The 13,877-nt window shown below is 75.9% G+C and carries 5 protein-coding genes; all 5 read left to right on the top strand.

Annotated features, from left to right (window positions below; genetic code table 11):
- Window positions 1-67: 67 nt before the first annotated feature.
- Entirely contained in the window at window positions 68-1,114 is a 1,047-nt protein-coding gene (locus tag GUY59_RS42305) for a MupA/Atu3671 family FMN-dependent luciferase-like monooxygenase (RefSeq protein ID WP_161714999.1), read from the top strand.
- Entirely contained in the window at window positions 1,111-5,823 is a 4,713-nt protein-coding gene (locus GUY59_RS42300; RefSeq protein WP_161714998.1) for a non-ribosomal peptide synthetase, read from the top strand. Before GUY59_RS42305 ends, GUY59_RS42300 begins: the two co-directional genes overlap by 4 nt.
- Window positions 5,820-9,545 carry an AMP-binding protein gene (locus GUY59_RS42295; protein WP_161714997.1) on the top strand — a complete coding sequence of 1,242 codons (3,726 nt, stop codon included), beginning with the start codon at window positions 5,820-5,822 and terminating at the stop codon, window positions 9,543-9,545. The genes GUY59_RS42300 and GUY59_RS42295 overlap by 4 nt, the downstream gene beginning before the upstream one ends.
- Window positions 9,545-12,739 (top strand): non-ribosomal peptide synthetase, encoded by a 3,195-nt coding sequence (locus tag GUY59_RS42290; RefSeq protein WP_138208608.1) that lies wholly within the window; start codon window positions 9,545-9,547, stop codon window positions 12,737-12,739. Before GUY59_RS42295 ends, GUY59_RS42290 begins: the two co-directional genes overlap by 1 nt.
- Window positions 12,736-13,877 (top strand): beta-ketoacyl [acyl carrier protein] synthase domain-containing protein (locus tag GUY59_RS42285; protein WP_161714996.1); only part of this gene is annotated, 1,142 nt, incomplete at its 3' end. The genes GUY59_RS42290 and GUY59_RS42285, both read left to right, overlap by 4 nt.

The raw sequence follows: 13,877 nt of genomic DNA, 5'->3' as shown, positions 1-13,877 counted from the left end.
CGCCCGGGCCGGGCATCCCCCGCCTGCCCAGGATCCCGCGCACCCGCCCCTGAGGAGGAGCGCCATCATGGACCTCAGCGTGATGTTCTTCGGCGCGGACGACGCGAGCACCGTCGGCCATGCCGCGAAATATGACGACATCCTGACCATCACGAAAGCCGCCGACCGGCTCGGCTTCACCGCCGTCTGGACCCCCGAGCGGCACTTCCAGCAGGTCGGGCAGGTCTTCCCCAGCCCGGCCCTGCTCAGCGCCGCCCTGGCCGTGGCCACGGAGCGCATCCACGTGCGCGCGGGCAGCCTCGTCCTCCCGCTGCACCACCCGCTGCGCGTCGCCGAGGACTGGGCCGTCGTGGACAACCTGTCGCGCGGCCGGGCCGGCGTCTCGGTGGCGACCGGCTGGCACTCGAAGGACTTCGTGCTCGCCCCCGGCGCGTACGAGGACCGCAGGGAACGGGCCTTCCGCGACCTCGCCCTGCTGCGGCGCTTGTGGGCGGGCGAGGCCGTGGAGTTCACCGACGGCGCGGGCGAGCCGGTGACGGTCACCTCGCAGCCGCGCCCGTACTCCGATCATCTGCCGCTGTGGACCACGACCTCGGGCAGCCCCGCGACGTGGGTGGCGGCCGGGCGGATGCGGACGAACATCCTCGCCGCCACCATCGGCCAGACCCGTGAGGAGCTGGCCGGCAAGATCGGCGCCTACCGCGACGCCTACGACGGCGCCCCCGAGCAGCCCGGCTCGCCGCCCAGGGGCACCGTCACGCTCATGGCGCACACCTACGTGGGCGAGACGGACGAGCACGCCACGGAGCGGGCGGGCGGGCCTCTGAAGGACTATCTCAGGTCGTACGTGGCGCAGACCGCGGCGAACAAGGGCGGCGCCGGCCGCGCGGCCGCGCTGAGTGACGAGCAGCTCGGCACGCTCGCCGAGTTCGCCTTCCAGCGCTATCTGACCTGGGGCAGCCTGCTCGGCTCGGCGGAGACGTGCCGCAAGAGCCTGGCGGATCTGGCCGACATGGGCTGCGACGAGGTGGCCTGCTTCGTCGACTTCGGGCTCGGCGTGGACGAGGTGCTGGCCGGGCTCGAACGGCTCGCCGCGCTGCGGGAGGACATGTGATATCGGCAGGGGGACACACGAGATCCGCGTCACGGGGCAGCAGCGCGGAGCGGTTCGCCGCGCTCGACGGGGAGCGCCGGGTGGAGCTGCTGCGGCGGCTCGTCGCGGCGGGCAGGCTGGAGGCAATCCCCGACGTCGTGCCCCCGCGCGACCCCTCCGTGCCGGTGCGGCTCAGCCCGGCGCAGGAGGATCTGTGGGTGTTCGAGTCGCTTTATCCGGACACGGCGGCGCTCAACCTGTGCTGCTCGTACCACTTCGACACGCCCGTGGACCCCGCCGACCTGGAGTCGGCGCTGACCATCGTGCAGGACCACCACGACGTCCTGCGCATGCGGATCAGGGGTGAGGTGGGCGACCTGCGGGTGGAGTTCCCGCCGGCGGAGCCGTTCAGGCTGGAGCGGCTGGACCTGCGCGGCACGGGCGTCGGCCTGCGGGAGGCGCTGCACACGTTCAGCCGCCGCACGTTCGATCTCGACGGCGGGCGGCTGATCAGGGGCCAGTTCATCACCGTGGACGGCACGCGCTCCACGCTGGTGCTGGCGCTGCACCACATCGCGACCGACTGGTGGTCGTTCGACGTGCTGCACGGCGAGCTGACCGAGGCCTACCGCGCGGTGCGCGACCGCGCCCGGGACCGGCCCGGGCCGCGCCTGAGCCGCCCCGCCATCCAGTACGCCGACTTCGCCGGCCGGCAGCGCGAGCTGGAGGCGGCGGGGGTGTTCGACGCCCAGCTCGCCTGGTGGCGACGCTACCTGGCGGACCCGCCGCGGCCGCTCACCGTCGGCTCGGCCGTCCCCGGCGGTGAGTTCGGCGGTGAGTTCGGCGTCGAGCAGATCGTCTTCCGCATCGGCCGGGACACCGAGACCGCCGTACGGGCGCTGGCGAGGGAGCGCGGAGCCACCGTGTACGGGGTGCTGATGACGGCGTTCGCCGTGTTCGCGCACCGGCTGACCGGCGAGCGCGACCTGATCACGGGCACCCCCGTGGCCAACAGGTCCGCCAAGGGCCTGGACCGCGTCATCGGCTACGTCATGAACTCCGTGCCGATCCGCTGGCGCTTCGGCGAGGACACCACGTTCGCGCGGCTGCTGTCGGAGTTCACCGCCGGCTTCCCCGAGGTGCTCGCGCACGCCGACGTGCCCGTCGGCAGGATCGTGCAGGCGGTCGACCCCGAGCGGGTGGCCGGGCGCTCGCCGCTGTTCCAGTGGGTGTTCATGCACCTGCCGCGCCAGGAGAGCGTGGCCAGGCTCCGGGAGATCGCCGACCCCGAACGGGTGCACACCGGCGGTGAGCACGACCTCATCGGGATCGTGCGCGACGCCGACGACGGGTTCGAGGCGAGCCTGGAGATCCGTACCGACCTGTACGAGCCCGAGGTCGTCAGGGCCTGGGCGGAGGCGTTCACGACGCTGCTCGGCTCGCTGGTGGCCGAGCCGGACGCGCCGGTGGGCGCGGCGGACCTGGCGCCTCCCGGCCGGCCGCCGTGGCCCGCGCGCCCGACCGGCACCACGACCGGCACCACGACCGGGACCACGACCGGGACCAGAAGCGAGGGCACGGGCGGGGCCACGGGCGGGTTCGCCGGCGGACTCCTGGACGGGGGCGCGGAGCCGCCGTTCACGAGCCTGCCCGAGCTGGTGGCCGGGCAGGCGGCGCGCACGCCGGACGCGGCCGCCGTCGAGTCGGACTCCCAACAGCTCACCTACCGGGAGCTGCTGGAGCGGGCCGACGGCCTGGCGGGCGCGCTGCGCGAGCGCGGCGCGGGGCCCGGGCGGGTGGTGGCGCTGGCGCTCGGGCGTTCCGTGGACCTGGTGGTGGCGATCCTGGCGGTGCAGCGGGCGGGCGCCGCGTACCTGCCGCTCGACCTGGACCATCCGTTCGAACGGCTCGCGTACCTGGTCGCGGACGCGGACGCGAGGCTGCTGGTCGCCGAGCCCGGCGTGCTGCCGGACCTGACGATCGAGCGCCTGCCGCCCGGGGCGTCCGCGCCGGGCGGGGCGCTGCCCGCGATCCGGCCGCACGACGCCGCCTGGGTGATGTACACCTCCGGCTCCACCGGCCGCCCCAAGGGCGTGGTGGTGGGCCACGCGGGCGTCGCGAGCCTGACCCACGCCCTCGTGACGGCGTTCGGGCTCGACGCCGGCAGCCGCGTGTTGCAGCTGGGAGCGCCGTCCTTCGACATCTCGGTGGCCGAGCTGTGCATGGCGTTCGGCTCGGGCGGCACGCTCGTCGTCCCGCCCCCCGGGCCGCTGGCCGGCGCGGACCTGGCCGAGGTGCTGCGGCAGCGGCGGGTCACGTTCGGGCTGATCCCGCCGGCGGTGCTGGCGACCGTGCCGCCCGGCGACTACCCCGGCCTGCGCGGGCTGGCGTCCGGCGCCGACGTGTGCCCGGCCGAGCTGGTGTCGGCGTGGCCGGGCGTACGGTTCTGGAACGCGTACGGGCCGACGGAGACCACGGTCGCCGCCAGCGTCAGCGACCCGCTCACCCCCGGCGGCGGGCTCCCGCCGATCGGCCGTCCCCTCGCGGGCCACCGCCTGTACGTCCTGGACGCCCGCCTGCGCCCGCTGCCTGTGGGGGTGCCCGGCGAGTTGTACGTCGCCGGCCCCGGCGTGGCCAGGGGCTACCTCGGCCGGCCCGGGCTGACCGCCGAGCGGTTCGTCGCCGACCCGTACGGCCCGCCCGGCGAACGCATGTACCGCACCGGGGACCTGGCGCACGTGCGGGCCGACGGCCAGTTGCAGTTCCTGGGCCGGGCGGACGACCAGGTGAAGGTGCGCGGCCACCGGATCGAGCCGGCGGAGATCGAGGCGGTGCTGGCCGGGCACGGGTCCGTCGCCGGGGCGGCGGTCGCGCCGCGCGGCGGCCGGCTCGTCGGCTACCTCGTGCCCCGCGAGGCCGGCTCGTGCGACACCGCGGACGTCCTGGCCCACGCCCGGGCGTCGCTGCCCGCGTCCATGGTGCCGGGCGACCTGGTGGTGCTGGACGCGCTGCCGGTCACGCCGCAGGGCAAGCTGGACCGGGCCGCGCTGCCCGACCCGCCGGCGCCCGGTTCCTCCCGGGCGTCGCGCGAACCGGCCACGGACCGCGAGGCCACGCTCTGCGCGCTGTTCGCCGAGCTGCTGGGCGTGCCCGAGGCGGGGGCGGAGGACGACTTCTTCCGGCTGGGCGGCGACAGCATCACGGCGATCCAGCTCGTCAGCCGGGCCAGGGCTGAGGGCCTGGGTCTGACGCCGCGCGAGGTGTTCGTCGCGCGGACCCCTGCCGCGCTGGCGGCCGTCGCGCTGGCGGCCGTCGCCCGGGTCAGCGCGCGCACCGTGACCGACTCCCCCGCGGGCCGGTTCCCGATCACGCCGATCATGCACTGGTGGCGCGAGCACGGGGGCCCGCTCGGCACGTTCACGCAGTCGCTGGCCGTGCCCGTGCCCGCCGGGGCGGACGAGGAGCGCATCCGAGCGGCGCTGCGCACGCTGACGGTCAGGCACGCGGCGTTGCGCACGCGCCTGCTGCGCCACGCGGACGGCGGCTGGGAGCTGGAGGTCCTGCCTCCGGAGGACGCGCCGGAGGTTCCGTTCAGCCGGGCGGCCCCGAGCCGGTCGGGTCCGGGCGCGGACTCCCGGCCGGACGTGGCCCCGCCGCTCGACCCCGTGAGCGGCCGGATGCTGGCCGCGGCCTGGCCCGCGCCGGACCGGCTGGTCGTCACCGCGCACCACTTCGCCGTGGACGGCGTCTCATGGCGCCTGCTCGGCCCGGAGCTGGAGGCGCTGCTGCGCTCCCCCGGCTCCGGCGGGCCGGCGCAGGGCACCTCGTTCGCCCGCTGGGCCCGCCTGCTGGCCACCGAGGCGCGGCGTCCCGAGCGGGTGGCGGAGCTGCCCTTCTGGGAGGAGACGGCGGCGGACGGCGCCACGCTGCTGGCCCCGGGGTGGAAAGGCCGCGGCGGCCCGCGCACGACCCTGACCACCCGGCTGCCCGCCGGCCTCACCGAGCAGGTGCTCACCCACCTGCCCGCCGCGTTCGGCTGCGGGCCCGACGAGGTCCTGCTGACCGCGCTGGCCATCGCCGTGGCACGCTGGCGCGGCGGCACGGACGTGCTCGTCGACGTCGAGCGGCACGGCAGGGACGCCTTCACCGGCGCCTTCACCGGCGACCCCGACGGCGACCTCAGCGGCGACCTCAACGGCGACCTCAACGGCGACGTCGACGTCTCGGCCACCGTCGGCTGGTTCACCGTCCAGCACCCGGTGCGGCTGGACGCCTCGGGCGAGCCCGCCGCCGCGCTCAAACGCGTCAAGGAACGGCTGCGCGCCGTCCCGTCGGGAGGGCTCGGCCACGGCCTGCTGCGCCACCTCAACCGGGACACCGCGCCGAGGCTCGCCGCGCTGCCCGCCGCCGACCTGCGCTTCAACTACCTGGGCAGGTTCGACGGCGAGCTGTCGGGCATGCCGGACGCGCCGATGGCGTACGCGGTGGAGCTGGACGCCGTCGCCCAGCAGGGCGGGGACGGCGCCCGGCTGGTGGCGAGCTGGTCCTACGCCGCCGAGGCGGTCAGCGAGGAACGCGCCGGGGAGCTGGCCGGGCAATGGTCACGCGCGCTCGCCGAGCTGGCCGGCAAGGCGGGCGAGGGCGGCGCGACCAGCTCGGACTTCCCGCTGGTCGAGCTGACGCAGAGCCAGATCGAGGCTCTTGAGGCCGACCTGGACGGCGACTGGTGAGCCGCGCGCTGGCCGACGTGCTGCCGCTCTCCCCCGCGCAGGAGGGCCTGCTCTTCCACGCCCTGTACGGCGGCGACGACGTGTACGTCATCCAGGCCAGGTTCGCCGTCGACGGGCCCGTGGACCCGGCCCGGCTGCGGGCGGCCGTCGAGGCCCTGCTCGACCGGCACCAGAACCTGCGCGTCTGCTTCCGCCACAAGGGCCTGGACCGCCCCGTGCAGCTCGTACCGCGGCGGGTGCGCCTGCCGTGGACCGAGGTGGACCCGCCCTCGGACGCCGAGCTGGAACGCATCCTGGAGGCCGACCGGCTGCGCCCGTTCGACGTGACCAGGCCGCCGCTGGTCCGGGCCACGCTGGTGCGGCGGCGGGAGCTGGTGCTGACCATGCACCACCTCCTCGTGGACGGCTGGTCGATGCCGATCCTGGCGCGCGAGCTGGCCGCTCTCTACGCGGGCGGGGACCCGCTGCCGCCCGCGCCGCCGTACCGGGACCACCTGGCCTGGCTGCGCGGCCAGAACGGCGAGCGGGCGGCCCGCGAGTGGCGGGCCGCGCTCGCGGACCTGCCGGGGCCGACCCTGCTCCGGCCCGGCAGGTCCGCGAACGCCGGCGCGGCGAGCATGCGGCAGGGCACGGTGGAGGCCGAGCTGACGGCGGAGCTGAGCCAGGCGCTGCGCCGGCGGGCGCGCCGGTCGGGCGTGACCGTCAACACGCTGGCGCAGGCGGCGTGGGGGCTGGTGCTGGCGCGACTGACCGGGCGCTCCGACGTGGTGTTCGGCACGGTGGTGTCGGGCCGCCCGGCGGAGCTGGCGGGCGTCGAGTCGATGGTGGGGCTGTTCATCAACACGCTGCCGGTCCGGGTCAGGACGGGCGAGCCCGGCCTGCTGCAGCGCCTGCAGGACGAGCAGGCCAGGCTCTCGGCCTTCCACCACGTACGTCTGGCCGACGTGCGGCGCGGCGCCGGCGAGTTGTTCGACACGCTGCTGGCCTTCGAGAACTACCCCCGCGACGGCCTGGCCTCCTCCGGTGTGCGCCTGACTGAAGTGCGCGACGCCACCCACTACCCGCTCACGGTCACGGTCGTCGCCGGCGAGCGGTGGTGGCTGCGGCTCGGCCACCGCGCCGACCTGGTCGGCCGCGCCGAGACGGAGGCCGTCGCGGCCCGCCTGACCAGGGCGTTCGAGCTGCTCGCCGGGGGCTCGGAGCACGGTGACGTGCTCCCCGAGCCGGAGAAGCGGCGGCTGCTGGTGAGCGGGAACGGCGCCGCGCGCGAGCGGGCGGACGGATCGGTGCCCGAGCGGTTCGCGGCGCAGGCGGCCCGCACCCCGGACGCCGTGGCCGTCGAGCACGGCGGGCACACCCTCACCTACGCCGAGCTGGACTCCCGCTCCGGCCAGGTCGCGGCCGGGCTCGACGTGGCACCGGAGACGCCGGTCGCGCTGCTCATGGAGCGCTCGCCCGACCTGGTGGTCGCGCAGCTGGCGGTGCTGAAGGCGGGCGGCTGCTACGTCCCGCTCGATCCCGGGCAGCCGCGGGCCCGCCTCGACCGGCTCATCGCCGACAGCGGCGCCCGGATCGTCCTGACGAGCCCGCCGGCCGCGGCCGGGGACGGATTCACGCCGAGGCCCGTGCACCCCGGGTCGGCCGCCTACGTCATGTACACCTCCGGCTCCACCGGCGCCCCCAAGGGCGTCGTCGTCACCCACGCGAACATCGCGGAGCTGGCCGCCGACCGGCGCTTCGCCGGGCACCGGCGGGTGCTGCTGCACAGCCCGCACACGTTCGACGCGGCCACGTACGAGGTGTGGGCGCCGCTGCTGAACGGCGGCACCGTGGTCATCGCCCCGCCGGGCCCGCTGCGGCCGGAGACCATCCGGCGCGGCCGGCTGGACGCGGTGTGGCTGACGGCCGAGCTGTTCCGCACCGTGGCCGACCTGGAGCCCGGCGCGCTGGCCGCGGCGGGCGAGGTGTGGGCGGGGGGCGACGTGCTGCCGCCCGACGCGGTCCGCCGGGCGGCCCGGCACGGCGTACGGGTCGTCAACGGGTACGGGCCCACGGAGACGACGACGTTCGCCACCGCCCATCCCGTGGCAGCCGAGCCCGGGAGCGGACCGGTGCCGATCGGCCGGCCGCTGGACAACACCCGCGTGCACGTCCTGGACGCGCGCCTGCGCCCGGCCCCGGCCGGCGTCGTCGGCGAGCTGTACATCGCGGGGACGGGTCTGGCCCGCGGCTACCTCGGCCGGCCGGGGCTGACGGCGGAGCGGTTCGTGGCCGACCCGTTCGCGCCGGGCGAGCGGATGTACCGGACCGGCGACCTGGCGCGGTGGACGTTCGGCGGGGAGCTGGAGTTCGCCGGCCGGGCGGACGGCCAGCTGAAGATCCGCGGTCACCGCATCGAGCCGGGCGAGGTGGAGTCCGTCCTGGAGAGTTCGCCCGGCGTGTCCCGCGCGGTCGTCATAGCCGCCGACGCGCCAGGGGGCGGCCGGCGGCTGATCGCGTACGTGGTGCCCGGAGGGACGCTGGAGCGGACCCGCGCGTACGCCGCCGCCCGGCTGCCCAGGTATCTGCTCCCCTCGCAGTACGTGCCGCTCGACCGCCTGCCGCTCACCCCCCACGGCAAGGTCGACCGCGCCGCCCTGCCCGCCCCCGGGCCGCCCGGGACCCGCGGGGACACCGGCCCGCACAGCCCGTCCGAGCCGGGCTCCGCGCGCGAGAAGGAGCTGCGCTGCCTGTTCGCCGAGGTGCTCGGCCTGCCGGAGGCACGCGCGGACACCGACTTCTTCGCCTCGGGCGGGGACTCGCTGCTGGCCATGCGGCTCACCGCCGCGATCGAGTCGGCGATCGGCGTCCGCACCTCCATCGCCGCCCTGTTCGACGCCCCCACGCCCGCCGAGCTGGCCGTCCGGCTCGATCAGGCGCCGGCCGAGCTGGATCTGTCGCCGCTGCTGACGCTCCGGGACGGCGGCGAGGGGGCGCCGCTGTTCTGCGTGCACCCCGGCCGGGGCATCGGCTGGTCGTACACCGCGCTGCTCCCCCACCTCCCCCACGACCGGCCGGTGCACGCGCTGCAGTCGCCGGTGCTCGACGACCCGGACTGGCGGCTGCCCCGCACCATGCGGGAGCTGGCCGACGACTACCTGGCGCGGCTGCTCAAGGTCCAGCCCGAGGGGCCGTACCTGCTGCTGGGTCACTCCTTCGGCGGGCTGCTCGCGTACGAGATGGCCTCCCGCCTGAGAGAGAGCGGCCGGCGGGTGGGGCTGGTCGCCTCGCTGGACGCGGTCCCCTGGCGGCCCGGCGAGAACCCCGACCCCGACGCCGTCGAGCAGGAGGCGCTGACCATCCTGCTGCGCACCCGCACGCTGCACCCCTACGCACAGCCCGGACGGCTGGAGCCGGAGCGGGTGTTCGCCGCCGTGCGCGGCAGCGAGGGCCCGCTGTCGGGGCTGACCGACCGGCACCTGGCCGCCGTGGCCGGCACGGTGGCCGGGCACCTGCGGCTGGCCGTCACCTACCGGCCGCCGCCGTACGACGGGACGGTGCTGCTGTTCTCGGCCACCGCCCAGCCCGGCGGCCTTGACTCGGCGGTCAAGGCCGAGCGCTGGAGCCGCTCCTCCCGCCACGTGCGGGTGCACGACCTCGGGTGCGGGCACAGCGACCTGCTGAGACCCGGCCCCGCCGCCGAGATCGCCAGAGTCGTCGAGCCGATCCTCCGGGAGTCGTGATGGAGAAGTACGAGTTCCCCGTGTCACCGGCGCAGGCCAGAATGCTGGTGCTCGACCAGCTCAACCCGGGCACCGCCCAGTACAACGTGCCCGTGGCCTTCGACGTGCGCGGGCGCTTCGACGTCCAGGCGTTCCGCGCGGCCCTGGAGGCGGTGGTCGCCGCGCACGAGTCGCTGCGCACGGTGTTCCAGCCGCATGACGGCGGCTACGTGCAGGTCGTCGCGGAGGAGGTGCGGGTCGCGCTGCGCGTCGAGCGGGACGTGCCCGCGGCGCGGGCGCACGCGCGGCTGAAGGCCGAGGCGGCGGCGCCGTTCGACGTGGAGGCCGGACCGCTGCTGCGCTGCGTGGTCCACGTCATCGCCGACGAGCACCACCTCGTGCTGCTGACCGTCCACCACCTGGTGTGCGACGGCTGGTCGCTGCGGCTGCTGCTGGAGCAGGTCTCCGGCGCCTACCGGCGGCTCGCCTCCACCGGCGGGTCCCCGGCGGACCCCGGGCCGCTTGTGCCGCAGTACCCCGACTACGCCGTCTGGCAGCGGGAGCGGCTGCACACCATGGACGAGTCCGTCGCGTTCTGGGCGGACACCCTCAAGGACGCTCCCACGACGCTCGCCCTGCCCGCCGACCGGCCACGCCCCGCCGTGCAGTCGGCGGCCGGCGGCGTCGTACGCGTCCCGCTGGCCCCCGGCACGCGTGAGCGCATGGCCGAGGTGGCCGCCGGGCGGAACGCGACGCCGTACATGGTGATGTTCGCGGCGTTCGCCGCGTTCCTCGCGAGGATCAGCGGCCAGCGGGACCTCGTCATCGCCGTCCCGGTGGCCGGCCGCGACCACCCGGACGTGCAGGACATGATCGGCCTGCTGGTCAACACGATCGCCGTCCGCGCCGACCTGTCGGGCGACCCGGCGTTCTCGGACCTGCTCGGCCAGGTGCGTGACCGTCTCCTCGCGGCCCGGCCGCACCACGAGGCCCCGTTCGAAGCCGTGGTGCAGGCCCTGGCCCCCGGCAGGGAGCTGAGCCACGACCCGCTCGTCCAGGTGATGCTGGCCTACGACGACGACACCTCGTTCGCTCTCGACCTGCCCGGCGCCACCGCGGAGCGCGTCGAGCTGCTGCTGGACGACGCCAAGTTCGACCTGCTCATGAACGTCGAACGCCAGGGCGACGAGCTGGCCGCCCACCTCGTCCACCGGGCGGACCTGTTCGACCGGGAGACCGTGCGCCACTGGGCGCGCGCCTTCGGGACGCTGCTCGACGGCCTGCTCACCGAGCCCGGCCGCCCCGTGAGCGCCGCCGGCCTCCTTCCCCCCGCCGACCAGCGCCTCATCGTCGACGGCTGGAACCGCACGGCCGCCCCCACCGCGACCCGCCTGGTGCCCGACCTGGTGGCCGAGCGGGCCGCGGAGCGCCCGGACGCCACCGCGCTCGTCTGCGGCTCCACCACGCTCACGTACCGCGAGGTGCTGGAGCGCGCCGACCGGCTGGCGGAGCGGCTGCGCGCGGCGGGCGTCGGGCCGGAGATCCTCGTGGGGCTCTGCCTGCCCAGAGGCGCGGACATGGTGGTGGCGGCGCTCGCCGTGCTGCGCGCGGGCGGCGCGTACGTACCCCTCGACCCCGGGCATCCGGCCGCCCGCCTGAAGTTCATGATCGCCGACGCGGGGGTGCGGCTGCTCATCGCGGACGGGCCCGTGGACCTCGGCGTGCCCGTCGCCACCCCGAGCGGCGAGGAGCCCCTCCCCCCGGTCGGACCCGTGCTCACGGCGCGGCCCCGGCCCGCCGACACGGCCTACGTCCTCTACACCTCCGGCTCCACCGGCACCCCCAAGGGCGTCGCCGTGGAGCACCGGGCCCTGCTGAACCTGGCCACCGCCGTACGCCACCAGTTCCCCGTGACCGGCGACGACCGGGTGCTGCAGTACGTGTCGTTCGGGTTCGACGTGGCCGTGTCCGACGTGGTCTTCTCCCTCGTCGCGGGGGCGGAGCTGCACATCGCCGCCGAGTGCGAGCGGCTCGGCGAGGACCTGTACGCCCGCCTGCGCGACTCCCGCATCACCTACGCCTTCCTGCCGCCGTCGGCCGCCATGTCGCTGCCCTGCCCGCCGGACGCCCGCGAGAGTCTCCTGCCGGACCTGCGCACGCTGGCCGTCGGCGGCGAGGCGTGCCCGGCCGAGCTGGTCGAGCGCTGGGCCACACCGCGGCGGCGGATCGTGGACGCGTACGGGCCGAGCGAGACCACCGTCTACGCCACCACGGCCGACCTGTCGCCGGGGCGGCCCGTGGTGATCGGGCGGCCGGTCGCCAACGGGCGGGCGTACGTGCTGGACGAGCGGCTGCGTCCCGTGCCCGTGGGCGTGACCGGGGAGATCTACCTGGCGGGGTCGGGGATGGCCAGGGGCTACGCCAACCGGCCGGGGCTGACCGCCGAACGGTTCGTGGCCGACCCGTACGCGCCGCCGGGCGGCCGCATGTACCGTACGGGCGACCTCGGCAGGTACGACGCCGACGGGGTGCTGTCCTACCTGGGCCGGGTGGACACGCAGGTCAAGCTGCGCGGCTTCCGCGTGGAGCTGGGCGAGATCGAGACCGTGCTCGCGGCGCACCCCGGCGTGTCGGTGGCGGCGGCGTCCGTGCGCGGTGACCGGCTGGCGGTGTACGTGGTGGCCGGCGGGGAGCCGCCACCCGCCGCGGAGCTGCGGGCGTGGCTCGGCGACCGGCTGCCGGGATACATGGTGCCCGACTCGGTCGTGTTCCTGCCGGAGCTGCCCGTCAACAGGTCGGGCAAGGTGGACAGGTCGCTGCTGCCCGAGCCGCCGCCGACCCGTCCCGACCTGGGCCGCCCGTACGTCGCCCCCGCCACGGACACCGAGCGGCTGGTGGCGGAGGTGTGGGCCGACGCGCTCGGCCTCCCCCCAACGGGGGCGCAGGTCGGCGCGCACGACAACTTCTTCGACCTTGGCGGCAACTCGATCAGGCTGCTGGCCGTCCTGGCGGCGCTGCGCGAGCGCGGCAGGGACGGCGGGCTCAGGCTGGTGGACCTCTTCCGGCATGCGACGGTCGCCGCCCTCGCCGACCGGCTCGATCGCCCCGCGGGCACCCAACCCCCGGCGGACGCCGGCGAGGCCAGGCGGCGCGGCCGGAGCAGGCGTGAACGGCTCGCCGCGCGCAGGAACGCACAGAAAGGCGGTAACGAATGACCGACGCACCGGCCGTGGCCATCGTGGGGATGAGCGGCCGCTTCCCCGGAGCCCGCGACGTGGCCGGGTTCTGGGCCAACCTGCGCGACGGCGTCTGCTCGATCGCCGACTTCGACGAGGAGGAGCTGCTGGCCGACGGCGTACCCGCCGACGAGCTGCGCCACCCCGGATACGTGCCGTCCAAGGGGTACCTGGCGGACGCCGGCCGGTTCGAGCACGAGCTGTTCGGGTTCGGCGCGGCGGAGGCGCGGGCGCTGGATCCGCAGGCGCGGCTACTGCTGGAGACCGCGTGGTCGGCGCTGGAGGACGCCGGGTACGACCCCCGCGCGGCGCCCGACAGGACCGGCGTGTACGTGGGCGGCGAGCCCAGCGACCACGCGCTGGCCGCGCAGCTCGATGCCGGGCTGCGGGCCAGGCTCGGGCCCATGCAGGTGCGGATGTTCACCGACAGGGAGTTCATGGCCGGGTGGGTGTCGTACCGGCTGAACCTGACCGGGCCCAGCGTGACCGTGCAGACGGCCTGTTCGACGTCGCTGGCCACCGTGCACCTGGCGGTCCAGGCGCTGCTGCTCAGCGAGTGCGACCTGGCGCTGGCCGGCGGCGTGTCGATCGACACGCCGTACAAGCGGGGATACCTGTACGAGCCCGGCGGCATCTTCTCCCCCGACGGGCGGTGCCGGCCCTTCGACGAGAAGGCGGCGGGCACCGTCGGCGGCAACGGCGTCGGGCTGGTGGTGCTCAAGCGCCTGGAGGACGCCCTGGCCGACGGCGACCCGATCCACGCGGTCGTCCGCGGCACGGCGCTCAGCAACGACGGCGCGGGGCGGGTGGGGTTCACCGCGCCCGGCGTGGACGGGCAGACGGCCGCCATCGTCGAGGCGTGGGCGGCGGCCGGGCTGGAACCCGCGGACGCGCAGTTCCTGGAGGCGCACGGCACCGGCACGGACCTCGGCGACCGCATCGAGGTGGCGGCCGCCGCCGCGGCCTTCGACGGCGCGCAGGGCTGCGCGATCGGCTCGGTCAAGTCCAACGTCGGCCACCTGAACGCGGCGGCGGGCGTCACAGGGCTGATCAAGGCCGCGCTGATGCTGCGCCACCGCACGATGGTCCCCACGGTGAACGTCACCCGCCCCCACCC

Origin of the sequence: Nonomuraea sp. K271, from assembly GCF_009908215.1 — a bacterium.
Taxonomy (GTDB): Bacteria; Actinomycetota; Actinomycetes; order Streptosporangiales; family Streptosporangiaceae; genus Nonomuraea; species Nonomuraea longispora.
Note: the sequence above shows the minus strand (reverse complement) of the source record. Positions and strands in the feature narration are given on the sequence as shown.

Excerpts from the sequence above, each read along its gene's own strand:
- GUY59_RS42290 (WP_138208608.1), top strand. The coding sequence starts at position 9,545 with ATGGAGAAGTACGAGTTCCCCGTGTCACCGGCGCAGGCCAGAATGCTG.
- GUY59_RS42305 (WP_161714999.1), top strand. The coding sequence starts at position 68 with ATGGACCTCAGCGTGATGTTCTTCGGCGCGGACGACGCGAGCACCGTC.